Source organism: Roseicyclus sediminis, assembly GCF_025515305.1.
Lineage (GTDB): Bacteria > Pseudomonadota > Alphaproteobacteria > Rhodobacterales > Rhodobacteraceae > Roseibacterium > Roseibacterium sediminis.
Window position 1 is genome coordinate 15,466 of the sequence record NZ_JAOPHT010000025.1, and the last position, 16,442, is coordinate 31,907.

A 16,442-nucleotide genomic window follows, 5' to 3' on the forward strand; every position below is an offset into this window, starting at 1 on the left:
TCGATCCCCTAAATCTGTCTCTCGGGCCCACCCCTCAGCCGGGCCCCGGCCCCTCCCCGGACACTGCCGGGGGGCGCCGCTGTTCCACTTCCCTGTGCCTCTTAGACACCTGCCACCCGGCCTCTGCAAGGTGCGAGGCGAGCATTTCGGTCAGCGCGACCGAGCGATGCTTGCCTCCGGTGCAGCCGAAGGCGACGGTCAGATAGGTCTTTCCCTCGTCCCGGAACGCCGGCAGCAGGAGGCCGAGCATTTCCTTGACCTGGGCCTCGAAGGTCGCGAGGCGCGGATCCGCCTCGATGTATTCGCGCACGGCGGCGTCGCGTCCGTCGAAGGGCCGAAGCGACGGCTCCCAGTGCGGATTGCGCAGGAAGCGGCAGTCGAACACGAGGTCCGCCCCCGTGGGCAGCCCGCGCCGGTAGGAAAACGACGTCACCGTGATCGACAGCGCTGCCGCCCCGTCCGGTGCGAAGAGCTTCGTCATCTCGGCCCGAAGCTCGTGGGGGGTCAGCGTAGAGGTGTCGAGCAGGACCGAAGCGCGGCAGCGTACAGGCGCCAGCAGGTCCAGCTCGCGCGCGATGCCGTTCGCCGGATCATCGTCAGGGGCCAGCGGATGGCGGCGGCGGGTCTCGGAATAGCGCCGCTGCAGGGTAACGGCGTCGCAGTCGAGATAGAGGAGGTCCGCCTCGAGCTCTGGCAATGCCGCGAGGCGTTCATATTCCGCTACGAGCCGCGTCGCCGAGAAATCGCGGTTCCGCGCATCGGTGCCAAGCGCGAGCGACCGCTCGGGCGGCGGCCCTTCCAGAAGGCGCGGCAACAGGCTGAGCGGCAGGTTGTCGATCGCCTCGAACCCGAGATCCTCCAGCGCGTTGATCGCGGTGGTGCGTCCCGCACCCGATGGGCCGGTGACGAAAACGACGCGCGGACGGACCGCGCGCCATGACGTGCCGTCGTTTTCGTCGATGGTCATCGGTGCGCCGGTATCCTCGTTGCTGCCGCCTGTCGCGTTGCCGTCCCGCTGGTTCACGGTTCCGCCCTCCCGTGGCGGATCATGTGCACGATGGCCGGCGCGAGTGTCGGGTGGCCGGCCCCGAGGATCAACGCTCTCTCGGCCTCACCGGTCGTGACCATGCGTCGCGGCGGCAGTCGTGCCGGTTCGGCCAGGTCGAGATCGACCGCAAGCGCCAGTGGCGCCCGGCCGCAAATGGAGCCCGCGCGCAACAGGCCGACGCCCCGGCTCTCGATCGTGTCGGTGGCGGTGTCGGGCCGTTCGAGGAATGGCGCGGACCCGGGCGCCTCGCCCGTGTCGATCCACAGCCCGTCATCGGCGATCAGGTCTGCGCCCAGCGTCATCAGCTCCAGCGCCAGCCGCGACTTGCCACTGCCCGATGCGCCGCGGATCAGCACGCCCTGCCCGTCGAGGGCGACGCCGGTGGCGTGGATATAGAGACGGCCATGCGCCGTCGCCGAGGCCCAGTCGCTCAGGGGGACGGGCGCCGGTGCGGACATCGTTCGGACAATCAGATCGGCAGGCCGACGACGAAGCGGGCGCCAAGCGGCTCGGACGCCACGTCGAGATCGGTCGGGCGGATGTTCTCGGCCCAGATCACCCCGCCATGGGCCTCCACGATCTGCTTGGAGATGGCGAGGCCGAGGCCGGAATGGTTGCCGAACTGCTTCACCGGCCTCTCCGAGTAGAAGCGGTTGAAGACCTTGGTCAGCGCCTCCTCGGGGATGCCGGGGCCGGTATCCTCCACCACGATCAGCACGCGGTTCTCTCGCCGCCGGGTCCAGAGGCGGACCGCGTCGCCTTCCTCGCAAAACGAGATCGCGTTCGACAGGAGGTTGACGAAGACCTGCGCCAGCCGCCCCTCAAGACCCGAGATGCGGATCGGCTCGGGCGGCAGGTCGGTGATGAAGTCCACGCCCTTCTTGGCCGCCTCCTCGCCGTGATACTGCGAAAGGTTGGTGAGCGTGCGGACGAGGTCGAATTCCTCCTCCTCCTCCTTCACCAGCTCGCTGTCGAGGCGGGACGCGTTGGAGATGTCGCTGACCAGCCGGTCGAGGCGCTGCACGTCGTGCTCGATCACTTCGAGCAGGCGATTGCGCTGCTCGTCGGTGCGGGCGACGCGCATCGTGCCCACGGCGGAGCGGAGCGAGGCGAGCGGGTTCTTGATCTCGTGGCTGACGTCGGCGGCGAACTGCTCGTTCGCGTCGATCCGGTCGTAGAGCGCCGAGACCATGCCGCGCAGCGCGCCCGAGAGCCGCCCGATCTCGTCGGGACGCCCCGTCAGGTCGGGGATGCGGACGCGCGTCGGGCTCATCTTGCGGGCGTTCTTATCGCGCCCGAGCTCGGCGGCGGCGGCAAGATCGCTCAGCGGGTTGGCGATGGTCGAGGCCAGCACGAGGCTGAGACCGATGGACACCAGAAGCGCCACGACGAACATCTGCAGAAGCTGCTCCCGCTCCACCCGGACAAGCTGGTCGATCTCGCCCGCCGCGGTGGCGACGACGACGACGCCCACGACGCCGCCCGGACCCTCGATCGGGCTGCCGGCGGCAAAGGCGGTTCCGGTGGCGCCGGTGCTCCGGCGCAGCACGGTCGCCCCCTCCTGCGCCGCGTCCACGAGGCGACGGGCAAGTGCTTCGGGCGGCTCGGTGGCGACGGTCGCCTGGTCCGCGCCGACGAGGTTCGACAGGAAGCCCCATACGCCGTTCAGGAAATCGGTGATGAGAAGCGTTTCCTCGGGGCGCCGTTCCAGTCCACGCACCGGCCGGGCAGGCCCGCGCGCGGTATCCAGCGTCGAGGCGACCAGCGCACCGGAGGGATCGTAGACGTAGACCTCCACGCCATCGGCCAGACCGATGCGGCCCAGTACTTCGGCCGGGTCGATGCCGTCGCCCGTCAGAAGGTTCGCCGGCGCACTGCGCGGAAGGCTCGCCTCGAACACGTCGGCGATCAGCTGTGCCTCGATCGCCAGCGCGCGCTCGCGCTGCTGCACGAGACTGTCGCGGAACGGGTTGAGATACATCACACCGGCCACCAGAACCACGATGGCCAGAAGGTTGAACATGATGATCTTGCGCGCCAGCGGAGACCGGTTCAGCGCGAACATGCTGCGCCGCTGGCGGGCGGCGCGCAGCTCGGATTCGACGCTGCCCGCGGGCCGATCCCAGTCCTCACCGAGGACGATATCGGCCCGGTCGCGGGCGCGCCGGTTGGTCATCGACAGATCGGCCGGCACGGACGTCGACCCCTATTCCTCGTTGTAGCGGTAACCGATCCCGTAAAGGGTCTCGATGGCGGAAAAGTCGTCGTCGACCGCGCGCATCTTCTTGCGCAGGCGCTTGATGTGACTGTCGATGGTGCGGTCGTCCACGTAGACCTGTTCGTCATAGGCGACGTCCATCAGCTGATCGCGGCTTTTCACGAAGCCGGGGCGCTGCGCCAGCGCCTGGAGAAGCAGGAACTCCGTCACGGTCAGCGACACGTCCCGGCCCTTCCACGTCACGGCGTGGCGCAGCGGGTCCATCGAAAGATTGCCGCGGACCATGACCGCGCTTTCCTCCGGCGTGCCGGCGGCGTCGGAGGCGATCGCCTCCTGGCGGCGAAGGATCGAGCGGATGCGTTCCACCAGAAGACGCTGCGAGAAGGGCTTCTTGACGTAGTCGTCGGCGCCCATCCGGAGGCCCATGAGCTCGTCGATCTCGTCATCCTTGGAGGTCAGGAAGATCACCGGCATCTTGGACTTCTGGCGCAGGCGCTGCAGCAGGTCCATGCCGTCCATGCGCGGCATCTTGATGTCGAAAACGCCCAGATCGGGAAGGCGACGGTTGAAGGCGTCGAGGGCCGACTGGCCATCGTTGTAGGTCTCGACGTCGAAGCCCTCGGCCTCGAGCGTCATCGAAACGGACGTCAGAATGTTCCTGTCGTCATCGACGAGTGCAATCCTCGGCATCGCTGTTTCCTTGTGCTGCCCGAATATATTGTTTTTTCGGGCATTGTTGTTTCATCGAGTTCAAGAATCAATCTCAAACTGTCGAATCGTGCGGCAGGACAGTTTAAAAGCTCGTGGCTGTTGCCTTAAGATCGAATGAAGCCTGCAGGGCCCCGGTCGCGAAATGGCCCCGCGCCGGGCAAGGCGGGGTCGCGATTGCGCCACTTTTTCGCCACAATTCAGCGTGGTCTGCAGCCTTGCGCGGCGGCACGAAAGAAAATTTCAGAATGGTTGCGCTAACTGTGCGAAAGCGTCCTGTTCAGATGCAAAACCGTCATGTTATAGGCCATTCATTGTGGGCCGGCGCATCCTGCACCGGCTGTTTTGAACCCTTTTGACCGTGGCGGCCGCAATCCCGGCCTCAGGAGCTTAAGCATGACGAACGGACGCGTGAACCCGGCGAGAACGCTGGAACATCAGGGTATGACCGGCCTCGGTCCCGTTCATTACAACCTGCTGGAACCTGCCCTGATCGACGCGGCGCTCCGGCGCGGCGAAGGCCGCCTCGGACAGGGCGGGACGCTTCTTGTCTCGACGGGCAAGTTCACCGGCCGCTCGCCGAAGGACAAGTTCATCGTCCGGACGCCCTCGGTCGAGAACGATATCTGGTGGGACAACAACGCCGCCATGGAGCCCGACGCCTTCGATCGGCTGCATGCCGACATGCTGGCGCACATGAAGGGCGGCGAATACTTCGTCCAGGATCTCTACGGCGGCGCCGACCCCGAGCATCGGCTCGACGTCCGGGTGGTGTCCGAGCTTGCCTGGCACAACCTCTTCATCCGTCACCTGCTGCGCCGGCCGTCCCGCGCGGAACTCGACGGTTTCGAGCCGGAATTCACCATCGTGAACTGCCCGAGCTTCAAGGCGGACCCGGCGCGCCACGGCTGCCGCACCGACACGGTCATCGCGCTGAACCTCGACAAGAAGCTGATCCTCATCGCCAACACCGAATACGCGGGCGAGAACAAGAAGTCGGTCTTCACGCTTCTGAACTACATCCTGCCCGGCAAGGGCGTGATGGCGATGCACTGCTCCGCCAACCACGCCAACGGGGACCCCGATGACGCCGCGGTCTTCTTCGGCCTGTCGGGAACCGGGAAGACGACGCTCTCGGCGGATCCCGAGCGCACGCTGATCGGCGACGACGAACATGGCTGGTCGGAGAACGGGATCTTCAACTTCGAGGGCGGCTGCTACGCCAAGACGATCAACCTCCGCGAGGAGGCCGAGCCCGAGATCTACGCGACGACCCGCACCTTCGGCACCGTGATCGAGAACATGGTCTACGATCCCGAGACGCTGGAACTCGACTTCGACGACGACAGCCTCACCGCCAACACCCGCTGCGCCTATCCGCTGGAGCAGATCGCGAACGCCTCGGCCACGGGTCTGGCCGGGCATCCGAAGAACATCGTGATGCTGACCTGCGACGCGTTCGGCGTGCTGCCGCCCATCGCCCGGCTGACGCCGGCGCAGGCGATGTATCACTTCCTGTCGGGCTTCACCTCGAAGGTCGCGGGCACCGAGCGCGGCGTGACCGAGCCCGAGCCCACGTTCTCGACCTGCTTCGGCGCGCCCTTCATGCCGCGCCGTCCCGAGGTCTACGGCCAACTCCTGCAGCAGAAGATCAACGACCATGGCGCGACCTGCTGGCTGGTGAACACCGGCTGGACCGGCGGCGCCTACGGCACCGGAAGCCGGATGCCGATCCGCTCGACCCGAACGCTGCTGACCGCAGCGCTCGACGGGACGCTGAACGCGGGCCAGTTCCGGAAGGATCCGCATTTCGGCTTCGAGGTTCCGGTCAGCTGCCCGGGCGTGGCCGACGTGCTTCTCGACCCGCGCAAGACCTGGTCGGTGAACGAGGAGTACGACGCGCAGGCGCAGAAACTGGTGAACATGTTCGCCGACAACTTCGCGCAATACGTGCCCTACATCGCCGACGACGTGAAGGCGGCCGCAATCGGCTGAGGCGCCGTAACGGAAGAATGAAAGGGTCTCCGGGAAGGCATTCCGGAGACCCTTTTTCGTGAACGCGACCGCCCGAGCGATCCTTGCCACTGCCGTCGCACTGGCAACCTTCCCGCCTGCCATGGCGCACGAACCCGCCCCCTGCCCGCGAGGTCCACACGGTCCGCTGCGTCCGACGCTGACGTTGGGGGGAAATCCAGCAGCCCGACCCATGTCACCGTGCTGCGCGCCGAGAGGATTGGAACAAAGGCCGCCCGTCGGCTTTCTTGCCGGGGAAGAACCCGATGCGCTGGCGGTCAGGCCCCGCATCGCGCTGCCCGAGGTCTGGGCAGGCGTTGCCGGACGACGCGTGACTGCTACACTGTCGCCATGGCCAGACCCATCGGAGGCGGTTCCATGTCGCGTATCCTGCCTGCACTGATCCTTGCCACGGCCACCGCTCTTGCCGCCGCTCCCTCCGGTGCCGAGGGGGATACGTCCGGCGGTGCGATCCGGGTCGACCCCGACCAGGTCGCCGAGCTTGTCTACGGCGTCTACTGCGCCGAGGATCCGGTGCGGACCGAGGAGGCGCCCGAGACCGCCTCCGGCGTCATCAACATCGTCCCGGACCTGCCGCGCATCCGTTTCGCCCAAACCGTCGTGCCTGCCGCGCTCGATATCGGCTTCGGCGTGCTCAGCCGGGCGCCGGACGGCGTGATTCACGATCCCGTCACGATCACCGTGACCCACCCGCCCTTCCCCGACAGCGGCATCGAGGTGGAGCGCTGGACCACGCGTCTCGACGGCGAGGACTTCAGCCTCACCGGCTTTTCCTTCGATGTGCCCGGCGAACTGGTGCTGGGTACGTGGACCTTCAGTGCCCATTCCGGCGAAAAGGAGTTGTTCCACGTCGAATTCGAGGTGGTGCCCCCCGAGCTGGCGGCCCCGGTGCTGGCCGAGTGCATGCGTGGCTTCACCTCCTGACGGGGCCTAGCCCATCAGTCCGCGCCGCACGAGGTTCGCCCCCGCAATCACCAGGACGATCAGCGTCACCCTGCGGAACACCTCCGGGTTCAGCCGGTCCGAGAAGCGGAAGCCCAGCTGCATGCCGAGGAACGCCGGAACCAGGAGCGCCACCGAGAACGGCAGCGTCGTCAGGTTCAGCACACCCGACTGGATGTGCCCGGCCAGAAGCGCGACGGAGCCCAGGCCATAGACCACGCCCTGCACGAGGAACTGCTTGGCCTTCGGTGTTTCCAGCGCGATGAGGTAAAGCACCGTCGGCGGCCCCCATGTGCCGGTCATCCCCCCGAGCGCCCCGGCCAGAAGGCCCACGCCCCATTCAGCCAGCCGCCGCCTCGCAGGCGGAATGTGGAACCGCAGGCCGACAAGCTGGATCAGCGACAGGATCACCACCGGCACGCCGAGGATGAGATAGAAAGTCTGGGGCGCGATCGAGGTGACGAATTGCGCCACGATGACGATCGCGATGCAGACGATCAGGATATAGCGCCAGTATTCGCGCAGGGTGTTCCGGACCTCCTCGGGCCCGAAGCGCATTGCCTGCAACAGGTTCGAAAACGCCGCGGGCAGGATCACGCCCGCCACGGCGACCAGCGGGTCCATGACCAGGGACAGCCCCGAGATCATGATCAGCGGCATCGCGAAGCCGACGGCACCCTTCACGAAGCCAGCAACGAGCGTGACGCCGAGCGCCGCCACGAAGGCCCAGAGCGGCATGAGCGCAAGACTGTCCTGAAGCATGGTCGACCCTTTCCCCCGCTCCATATCCCGAGTGAAGGCGCGCTGCAGCGCAAAAAGCGCCGCGACACTTTCATGCGCCGGGCAACAGATCACGGCATTTTTGTTGCGCTGCACCTGCAAAGGCACTAAGTCCCCCGGTGACCGTGAGACAGAGCCCAGAGCGAAGGAGACCGACGATGCCCCATGATGGACAGCCGCTCCCCGACAGCCCCGTGATCCTGCCGGATCTGATGACCCTGACAGGGGCGGCCGTCGCGCCCGCCGAGGCATTGCTGGCCACCGCGACGACGCGCCTGCGCGCAGATCTGAGCGAGGACGGCCGCATCTCGGGCAAGCTTCTGGAGGCGAACCAGACGGCCGCGCATGGGCTCGCGTGGCTCGCCACCTATGTCGAAGCGCTGCGCCAGATGCGGGCCTGGGCCGGACGCCTCGAGGAGGCCGGCAAGTTCGGCGAGGTCGAGCAACTGATCCTCCAGATCGCCTTCGGCGAGTATCTCTGGCAGATTTACGGCGGCATCCCGATGAGCCAGGGCGAGATTCTGCGCCCGCAGGACATGGGCCTGACCCAGGAGGATCAGCGCGGGCTGATGACGACCGAGGTCATGACCCTGACCGCATCCGGCAACACGCAGGCGGCCCGCACCCGCCTTGTCGAGCTGATGCAGGAGCGGTCGGCCGAGATCACCGTGGGCGCGACCGGGCTCGAGGACGAGCTGGAGATGATCCGCGAGCAGTTCCGCCGCTACTCGGTCGATCGCGTAATCCCCGAGGCGCATGAATGGCACCTCAAGGACGAGCTGATCCCGATGGAGGTGATCGAGGAACTGGCCGAGATGGGCGTCTTCGGCCTGACGATCCCCGAGGAATTCGGCGGCTTCGGCCTGTCGAAGGCCTCGATGTGCGTCGTATCCGAGGAACTGTCGCGCGGCTATATCGGCGTGGGCTCGCTCGGGACTCGGTCGGAAATCGCGGCGGAGCTGATCCTTGCGGGCGGCACCGATGAACAGAAGCAGAAGTGGCTTCCGGGCCTCGCCAGCGGGGAAATCCTTCCGACGGCCGTCTTCACCGAGCCCAACACCGGCTCCGACCTCGGCAGCCTGCGCACGAGGGCGGTGAAGGACGAGAACGGCGACTGGATCCTGAACGGCAACAAGACCTGGATCACCCATGCAGCGCGGACCCACGTGATGACCGTGCTCGCGCGCACGATCCCCGACACGACCGACTATCGCGGCCTGTCCATGTTCCTGGCGGAAAAGACGCCCGGCACGGACGAGGCGCCGTGGCAGGATCCGGGCATCTCGGGCGGCGAGATCGAGGTCCTCGGGTACCGGGGGATGAAGGAATACACGGTCAACTTCGACGACTTCAAGGTGAAGGGCGAGAACCTCCTCGGCGGTGAAGAGGGGCAGGGCTTCAAGCAGCTCATGCAAACCTTCGAAAGCGCCCGCATCCAGACGGCGGCGCGCGCCATCGGCGTCGCGCAGTCGGCGCTGGACGAGGGCATGAAATACGCCCAGGACCGCAAGCAGTTCGGCAAGGCCCTGATCGAGTTCCCGCGTGTATCGGGCAAGCTCGCCATGATGGCGGTCGAGATCATGGTCGCCCGGCAGCTGACGTATTTCTCGGCCTGGGAGAAGGACCACGACCGCCGCTGCGACCTCGAGGCCGGGATGGCGAAGCTTCTGGGCGCCCGCGTCGCCTGGGCCTGCGCCGACAATGCGCTGCAGATCCATGGCGGCAACGGTTTCGCGCTCGAATACACGATCTCCCGCATCCTGTGCGATGCCCGGATCCTCAACATCTTCGAAGGTGCCGCAGAGATCCAGGCGCAGGTGATCGCGCGGCGTCTTCTGGGCTGACTTTCGGGATCCGGACGGGTTCTTTTTTGATCTGACATTTTTTCTTGATAGTGTCAGATCGTCAACCATATGGTCGGCAACTGCAACAGGAGCCGCCCATGTCGCAACTCGTCGTCCTCACCGGTGTCACCGGGTTCATCGCAAAGCGCATCGCGCTCGACCTTCTCGAGGCCGGGCACACCGTCCGAGGCACCCTTCGCAATGCAACCCGCGCCGACGAGGTGCGCGATGCGCTTCGCCCGCGGCTGTCCGATCCGGCGGCGCTCGACCGGCTGAGCTTCGCCGAGGCCGACCTCGCAAAGGACGACGGGTGGCGCGAGGCGATGGAAGGGGCCGACGCGCTTGTGCATACCGCTTCGCCCTTCCCGATGTCCCAGCCACGGGACGAGAATGCGATCATCCGCCCGGCCGTCGACGGCACACTGCGCGCCCTCGGGGCGGCCGGGGCCGCGGGCGTGACCCGCGTAGTCCTCACCTCCTCGGTCGTGGCGATCGAGGCGCGCGACAAGAGGGGGGCCTTCACCGAGGAGGACTGGACCGACACCGCCCACCCCAAGGCCACCGCCTACTACAAGTCGAAGACGCTGGCCGAGCGCGCGGCCTGGGACTTCGTGGCGCGACACCCGGACATGCGTCTGACCACGATCAACCCCGCGCTGGTTCTGGGCGCGCCGCTGGACCGTCACTACGGCACTTCGCTTGCGCTGATCGAACGCATCCTTAGCGGCAAGGACCCGATGGTGCCCGATGTCGGCTTTGGCGTGGTCGATGTCGCCGATATCTCGGCCATGCACCTCGCCGCGCTGGAACGGCCCGAAAGCATCGGCCACCGGTTCATCGGGTCGAACGGCACCATGACCATGCCCCGGATCGCCCAGCACCTCGCCGCGCGCTTCCCCGACCGAGGCATCGCCACGCGGATCGCGCCAAAGCCGCTCCTGCGGGTTTTCGGCCTGTTCGACCCTTCGGTGCGGGGCATCCTGCCCTCGGTGGGAACCGCGCCGACGTTCGACAACACCAAGGCGCGCGAGGTGCTCGGCATCGACTTCACCGCGCCGCTGGCCGCGATCGACCAGGCGGCCGACGCGGTGCTTGCAAGGGACTGAGATGCGCGCCTTCCTCGCGCTCACGGTCCCCGAGGACACCGCCGACGCGATGGCAAGGGTGCAGTCGCGCCTGCCAACGGGCCGGGCCGTGCCGGAGGAGAACCTGCACCTGACCCTGGCCTTCCTCGGCGACGTGCCCGAGACGGTTCTGACCGCGCTCGACGAGGAGTTGTCGGCCATCCGCCTGCCGCCCGCACGCGTCGACTTCTTGGGGCTTGGCACCTTCGCCGAGATGGAACGGGGCCTGATCTTTGCGGAGGTGCGCCCCGATCCCGATCTTGCCGCGCTTCAGTCCAAGGTGGAGCGGATCGCGCGCCTGGCCGGTGCGGACCTGCCGCGCCGCCGCTTTCGCCCGCATGTCACGCTGATGCGCGCCAACCGTCAGCCGAAGGGCGAGGCGCGCGACCGGATGGCCTTGGCGCTGGGGATGCCGGTGGAGATCCCCGGCTTCGTCGCGCGCGACCTCGTGCTCTACGCCTCGACACTCGGCCCCGCAGGCGCGCGGCACGACGAGCTGGCACGCTACCCGGTGGGTTGAGCCCGCCGCGCCAGAAGATCCGCGAAGCGCGCCCGCGCGGGCGGAAGCGGACGGTCCCCAAGCGACGGCGCGAGATGCGACTCGAGGAAATGCCCGGTCGTGCGCAGCGCCGCCACGACGTCGGCGAGTTCGCGCGCCGGCTCCCCGGCAAGGCAGGGCGGAAACGGCAGGAGCCGGTCCGCATATTCCCCCGCGCCCTCCCGCGACACGGCCCGCCCGGTCCGCGGCGAGACATAGGCCAGCCCCTCGGATGACCCCGTCACGACGCATCGTTCGAGGTCCAGCCCGAAGCCCATTTCCGACAGAAGCGCCACCTCCCAGCCGAGATAGGCCTCCGCCCAGCGCTCGGCGCCGAGCCCGTCCAGAAGCGCCAGCGTCCTTGCATAGAGCGCGGGATAGGGTGCGCGTTCGGGCAGGCTGAAGGACAGAAGCGCGCAGACCGATCCCAAACCCGCCAGCGCCAGCCGGTCGTCCATCACGTCGGCCGCGCGCGAGGCCCGCGGTTCGACCCGAAAACTGCCGATATGCTCCGAAAGCCGGGCCCGCCAGGTCGCGTCGAGCTGCGCGCCCGGCTGAAGAACCGGAGCCATCTTGCGGGAGGCACCGCCAGGCACGACACCCACATGCCGGCCATGCCCCGCGGTGAAGACCTCGAGGATCGCGGCACTCTCGCCGTGCCGCCGCACCGCCAGCAGGATCCCGTCCTCGCGCCATTCCATGGCCGGACTATCGGGCCGGGGCAGCGCCTTGTCCATGTCGCGGGGCCATGGCAGGCTCGCGCGCATGTTCCCGGTCCTGCCCCGCATCGCGCGCCGACAGGCGCTTGCCATCGCCGCGCTGGCGGCGGCGTCGCTCGTGGCGCAATGGGTCTACCTGATGGGGTTCCGGGGCACGGGGCCGCTCGTGACGCTGATCGAGATGCTGCGCTACTTCACCATCCTGACGAACGGGCTCATCGTGATCGCCTTCTGCGCCGCCGCCTTCAGCCGGACACGAGGGCTGAGTGCGCCGCTTCTGGCGGCGCTGACCCTGTCCATCGTCATCACCGGGGCGGTCTACCAGGTCATGCTGGCAGATCTCTGGAACCCGACCGGCATCGGCCGTCTCGCCGATATCGGCCTGCATGTCCTCGTGCCGGTCTCGGTGCTGCTCTGGTGGCTCTGGTATGCGCCGAAGACGTCGCTCATCTGGGCGGATCTTCCCGCCTTCGTGGTCTGGCCCTCGGTCTATACCGCCTACGCGCTGGGCCTGGGGACCGTGGACGACGTCTATCCCTACCCGTTCATGGATCCCACCATCGCCGGGCCGTGGCCGGTCGTGGCGACGCTCGGGACGCTGCTCGTGGTCGTGCTCCTCGGCGGTGTCGGGATGATCGGGATCGGCCGCTTCACGGACCGCTAGTCCTGGTCGAGCCCGGGTTCGTCCAGCAGGTGACGCCCCGCGCGGTCCTCCACCTCGATCACCCAGAGGTCGGGGTCGAATTCCCGTTGCCGGGCGATGACGGCGTCCACGTCCGCCTCGTCCCCCTCCGCCAGCACCATCCAGGTCCGCGCGCCGGTCATCGGATCGAAGCTCCGCTGAAACGCCCGCGCCCGGCCATCGAGCGTCGCCTGCTTGACCAGCACCGCACCCGCCGTCGCATCGCCCCGCGCCACCAGAAAAGCCGGAATATCGGCAAGCCTGAGCCGCGCGAGGTAGGCCTGAACCCAGAAATCCGCCGTCAGCCGCGCCAAGCGTCAGTTCCCGTCGCGGAAGTCTAGGCCCATCTCGGAATAGCGCTCGGCCTCCTCCAGCCAGTTCGGCCGCACCTTGACCTGCAGGAACAGGTGGACGCGGCGCTCGAGGAAGGCCTCGAGCTCTTCCCGCGATGCCTTGGAAACGGCCTTGATCGTCTCGCCGCCCTTGCCGAGCAGGATACCCTTGTGCCCGTCCCGTGCCACGTAGACGACCTGGTCGATGCGAACCGAGCCGTCCTCGCGCTCCTCCCAGTTCTCCGTCTCGACAGTCAGCTGGTAGGGCAGTTCCTGGTGAAGCCTCAGCGTCAGCTTCTCGCGCGTCATCTCGGCGGCGATCATCCGCAGCGGCAGGTCCGCGATCTGGTCCTCTGGATAGAGCCAGGGCCCCTCCGGCACCGCAGCGGCCAGCCATTCCCGCAGATCGTCCACGCCATAGCCCTTCTCGGCCGAGATCATGAAGGTCTTCTCGAAGGGATAGGCCGCATTCATCTTCTCGGTCAGCGCCAGAAGCTGCTTCGCCTCGACCCGGTCGATCTTGTTGATGGCCAGCGCCACGCGCCGCCCCTTCGCCTTCTCGCCCAGCGCCTCGAGGATCGCCTGCACCCCGTCGGTCAGCCCGCGATGCGCCTCGATCAGGAGGACGACAACATCGGCATCCGCCGCCCCGCCCCAGGCCGCGGCGACCATCGCGCGGTCGAGCCTGCGGCGCGGACGGAAGAGACCGGGCGTATCGACGAAGACAAGCTGGCTCCCTCCCTCCATGGCCACGCCCCGGATCCGCGTCCGCGTGGTCTGCACCTTGTGCGTGACGATCGAGACCTTCGCGCCGACCATCCGGTTCAGCAGCGTCGACTTGCCCGCATTGGGCTCTCCGATCAGGGCGATGAAACCGGCGCGGGTGGTCATTGGGCGAACCTCGGGGTTTGGAATTGACGTTCAATAGGCTTCCCGGCGGGGCAATACCAGAGACAGAGCTACCGGACCGGATACCACAAGGTCGCCGCGCCCGGGTCGCGCATGGCTCAATCCTGCCCCAAAGGCGGGGTTTCCAATGAACCCGTCATGCGATTCATGCGAACCTTGCTGCGGGCCTTCGGGCCAAGCCCATCGGTCCGGTCCGGCCGACCGATGTCATTCGACAGGTCTGCCGCCGTTGCGAAGCCCGCGCCCCCTCGGCGTCCGGACCTCCACGATGTGCCCCAACCCGTCCCGCCGCCCATGGCAACGCCGCCGAGAGTGCACCGTCCGGTCGACCACGCACCGCCCGCCACCGCGCGCCCCCGGGTGCTGAAGGGCAAATGCCATGTCATCGACGGGGACACCATCGTGATCGACAGGTACCGCATCCGGATCGCGGGGATCGACGCGCCGGAACTCGACCATCCCTGGGGAGAGAAATCGAAACGGGCGATGGTCGCGCTCTGCAAGGGACAGATCGTGACGGCCCATGTCGCCGTCGAGTTGTCGCATGGCAGGCTGGTGGCATCCTGTTTCCTCCCCGATGGACGCGATCTCGCGGCGGAACTGGTGCGCGTCGGTCTCGCCATCGATTGGCCGAAGTATTCCGGCGGCCGCTACCTGCACCTCGAACCCGACGGAATCCGGCGAAAGCTCTGGCGCGCGGATGCCCGGCAGAGGGGGCGGATGCCTCCGAAGGACTTCGGGCGTTGAAGGGCCAGCCCAGGCCGGATGCACGGAACGGTTGCACGCCATGGCCATTCGGGGGTAGTCGGGCGCGTCCACACCATCAGGGAACGGAGCCATGACAGCGAAGGTGTTCATCGACGGCGAGGTTGGAACGACGGGTCTGCAGATCCGCGCGCGCCTCGAGAACCGTCCGGACATCACGCTGATCTCGCTTCCGGAGGAACACCGGAAATCGCGGCTGGCCCGGATCGGCGCCTTCGGCGAGGCCGATGTCGCCATCCTCTGCCTGCCCGATGCCGCGGTGCACGAGATCACGCCCGACCTGGCGGAAATGCCGGTGCGGGTGATCGACGCCTCCACCGCGCACCGCATCGACCCCGACTGGGTCTTCGGCTTCGCCGAGATGGCCCCGGGACAGCGGGCGCGGATCGCCGGCGCCAAGCGCGTGTCGAACCCCGGCTGCTACTCCACCGGTGCCATCGCGCTGATCCGGCCGCTGATCGATGCAGGGATGATCGCGCCCGATCATCCCGTCACGATCAACGCGCTCTCGGGGTATACCGGGGGCGGCAAGTCGATGATCGCCGAGTTCGAAGGCGGCACCGTCTCGGGCGGTTTCGTCTACGGCACCTCGCAGAAGCACAAGCACCTGCCCGAGATCGTCGCCCATACCGGCATGACGCGGAAGCCGATCTTCGTGCCGCAAGTCGGCCACTTCGCGCAGGGCATGATCGTGCAGGTCCCGCTCCACCTAGCCACCGGGGGCCCCGCCGCCGCCTTCGCCGCCCTGCAGGCGCACTACGCCGCGGGCGGGAGCGTCGAGGTGGTCGAACGTGCAGAGCTTGGCGACCGCATCGACCCCCAGCGCCTGAACGGCACCAACCGCATGCAGCTGACCGTGGACGGCGATCCGGCCACCGGCGCGACCGTCCTGATCGCGGTGCTCGACAATCTCGGCAAGGGCGCTTCGGGCGCGGCGGTTCAGAACCTCGACATCATGCTCGGTCTCGACACCGCCTAGTCCGCTCGACGGATGAAGGGCGAGTGGCTCGGCGCGCCGGGCTTCAGCCGTCCTTCGTCGTCGAAGTCCGCATCGGCGTTGAAGGACATGAGCGCCCTTCCGGAGAGCCCGGCGATCATGCCCGCCTGCGCCGCCAGCACGCCCGACAGCCGTTCCTCCAGCGCCGCCTCCTCCGCGCCCGTGAAGTAGCCGTGAACGCCATGGACCAGCAGCGGCTCGGCCACGTCGAAGCCGCAGTAGCGCAGCGTGTAGGCCAACGGCCAGAGCAGGAGACGTGTCTCCCCTTCCTTGCCGCCCGGTCCGCTCTCGGAGGCCTTCGCACCCGTGCTCACGCAGAAAAGCGCGCGCTTGCCCCGCATGCGCCCGGCGTCGAACCGGTGATCGACGTCATGGATCCGCCCGTGCACGAGACAGCGGTCGAGCCATCCCTTCAGGATCGCGGGTGGCCCGAACCACCAGAGCGGGAAATGGAACACGATGACGTCCGCCGCCTCGATCTTCTCCACCTCGGCCGCGACATCCGCCGGCATCCGGCCCTTCTCCGCCGCGGCCCCCTGCGCCTTCAGCGGGTCGAAACGGCCCTCCAGCCCCGGATAGTGCCCCTGCCCCTCGACCGGGTCGAACCCCATCGCGCAGAGATCCGACCACAGGACACGCGCGCCGGCCGCCTCCGCCCCGGCCGCGCTCGCCTCGGCCCAGGCGCCGCAGAACGACCTTGCCTCTGGATGGGCCAGAACGATCAGGCACGTGCCGCCCCCGCTGTCATCCTGCATCTTCATCTTTCTCCAAATACGCGGGGGGGTCCGGGGGGCAGCGCCCC

General features: G+C 67.6%; 17 protein-coding genes. 8 read left to right on the forward strand and 9 right to left on the reverse strand.

All coding sequences use genetic code 11. The annotated features are described in order from the left end of the window. Positions 1–34: 34 nt before the first annotated feature. Genes rapZ through N8I71_RS19720 form a run of 4 tightly spaced genes read right to left on the reverse strand, consistent with a single transcriptional unit; the run spans position 35 to position 3,956 of the window. Complete coding sequence (gene rapZ / locus N8I71_RS19705) at positions 35–967, reverse strand: RNase adapter RapZ (protein WP_262879770.1); 933 nt, start codon at positions 965–967, stop codon at positions 35–37. A 53-nt stretch (positions 968–1,020) separates the two neighbouring features. Continuing rightward, positions 1,021–1,506, reverse strand: coding sequence for an HPr kinase/phosphorylase (locus N8I71_RS19710; RefSeq protein ID WP_262879755.1), 486 nt, complete (start codon positions 1,504–1,506; stop codon positions 1,021–1,023). Between the two features lie 11 nt (positions 1,507–1,517). Further along, positions 1,518–3,224 (reverse strand): sensor histidine kinase, encoded by a 1,707-nt coding sequence (locus tag N8I71_RS19715; RefSeq protein WP_262879771.1) that lies wholly within the window; start codon positions 3,222–3,224, stop codon positions 1,518–1,520. A 30-nt stretch (positions 3,225–3,254) separates the two neighbouring features. After that, positions 3,255–3,956, reverse strand: coding sequence for a response regulator transcription factor (locus N8I71_RS19720; protein WP_262879756.1), 702 nt, complete (start codon positions 3,954–3,956; stop codon positions 3,255–3,257). 414 nt (positions 3,957–4,370) lie between these two features. Between N8I71_RS19720 and N8I71_RS19725 the strand changes: the two genes are divergently transcribed. Together N8I71_RS19725 and N8I71_RS19730 are read left to right on the forward strand one after the other, a co-directional pair. After that, entirely contained in the window at positions 4,371–5,969 is a 1,599-nt protein-coding gene (locus N8I71_RS19725; protein WP_262879757.1) for a phosphoenolpyruvate carboxykinase, read from the forward strand. Between the two features lie 396 nt (positions 5,970–6,365). After that, on the forward strand, positions 6,366–6,932 hold the full coding sequence (locus N8I71_RS19730; protein WP_262879758.1) for a DUF3859 domain-containing protein: 567 nt from the start codon (positions 6,366–6,368) through the stop codon (positions 6,930–6,932). 6 nt (positions 6,933–6,938) lie between these two features. Here the strand turns inward: N8I71_RS19730 and N8I71_RS19735 are convergent, their stop codons facing one another. Further along, complete coding sequence (locus N8I71_RS19735) at positions 6,939–7,712, reverse strand: sulfite exporter TauE/SafE family protein (RefSeq protein WP_262879759.1); 774 nt, start codon at positions 7,710–7,712, stop codon at positions 6,939–6,941. Positions 7,713–7,888: 176 nt separating this feature from the next. On the opposite strand from N8I71_RS19735, the gene N8I71_RS19740 reads away from it, so the two are divergent. The 3 genes from N8I71_RS19740 (at position 7,889) to thpR (ending at position 11,218) form a co-directional block, all read left to right on the forward strand. Further along, positions 7,889–9,574, forward strand: a complete 1,686-nt coding sequence (locus N8I71_RS19740; protein ID WP_262879760.1) for an acyl-CoA dehydrogenase family protein — start codon at positions 7,889–7,891, stop codon at positions 9,572–9,574. A 98-nt stretch (positions 9,575–9,672) separates the two neighbouring features. Further along, positions 9,673–10,680 carry an NAD-dependent epimerase/dehydratase family protein gene (locus N8I71_RS19745; protein ID WP_262879761.1) on the forward strand — a complete coding sequence of 336 codons (1,008 nt, stop codon included), beginning with the start codon at positions 9,673–9,675 and terminating at the stop codon, positions 10,678–10,680. 1 nt (position 10,681) lies between these two features. Continuing rightward, positions 10,682–11,218, forward strand: coding sequence for an RNA 2',3'-cyclic phosphodiesterase (thpR, locus tag N8I71_RS19750; RefSeq protein WP_262879762.1), 537 nt, complete (start codon positions 10,682–10,684; stop codon positions 11,216–11,218). Here the strand turns inward: thpR and recO are convergent. Further along, a complete protein-coding gene (recO, locus tag N8I71_RS19755; protein ID WP_262879772.1) occupies positions 11,203–11,937 on the reverse strand; it encodes a DNA repair protein RecO in 735 nt (244 codons plus the stop codon). The two genes, thpR and recO, sit on opposite strands and share 16 nt — an antisense overlap. A gap of 64 nt (positions 11,938–12,001) precedes the next feature. On the opposite strand from recO, the gene N8I71_RS19760 reads away from it, so the two are divergent. Next, entirely contained in the window at positions 12,002–12,619 is a 618-nt protein-coding gene (locus N8I71_RS19760; protein WP_262879763.1) for a Pr6Pr family membrane protein, read from the forward strand. Here N8I71_RS19760 and N8I71_RS19765 read toward each other — a convergent pair. Both N8I71_RS19765 and era read right to left on the reverse strand, forming a co-directional pair. Further along, entirely contained in the window at positions 12,616–12,951 is a 336-nt protein-coding gene (locus N8I71_RS19765) for a DUF1491 family protein (protein WP_262879764.1), read from the reverse strand. The two genes, N8I71_RS19760 and N8I71_RS19765, sit on opposite strands and share 4 nt — an antisense overlap. Before the next feature lie 3 nt (positions 12,952–12,954). Continuing rightward, positions 12,955–13,860: a GTPase Era gene (gene era, locus N8I71_RS19770; RefSeq protein ID WP_262879765.1), complete on the reverse strand. Its 906-nt coding sequence runs from the start codon at positions 13,858–13,860 to the stop codon at positions 12,955–12,957. Positions 13,861–14,190: 330 nt separating this feature from the next. Here era and N8I71_RS19775 point away from each other — a divergent pair, with 330 nt between their 5' ends. Together N8I71_RS19775 and argC are read left to right on the forward strand one after the other, a co-directional pair. After that, on the forward strand, positions 14,191–14,625 hold the full coding sequence (locus tag N8I71_RS19775) for a thermonuclease family protein (protein WP_262879766.1): 435 nt from the start codon (positions 14,191–14,193) through the stop codon (positions 14,623–14,625). Positions 14,626–14,716: 91 nt separating this feature from the next. Beyond that, on the forward strand, positions 14,717–15,622 hold the full coding sequence (gene argC / locus N8I71_RS19780; protein ID WP_262879767.1) for an N-acetyl-gamma-glutamyl-phosphate reductase: 906 nt from the start codon (positions 14,717–14,719) through the stop codon (positions 15,620–15,622). On the opposite strand, the gene N8I71_RS19785 is transcribed toward argC, so the two are convergent. After that, complete coding sequence (locus N8I71_RS19785; RefSeq protein WP_262879768.1) at positions 15,619–16,401, reverse strand: NAD(P)H-dependent oxidoreductase; 783 nt, start codon at positions 16,399–16,401, stop codon at positions 15,619–15,621. The two genes, argC and N8I71_RS19785, sit on opposite strands and share 4 nt — an antisense overlap. Positions 16,402–16,442: the final 41 nt, after the last annotated feature.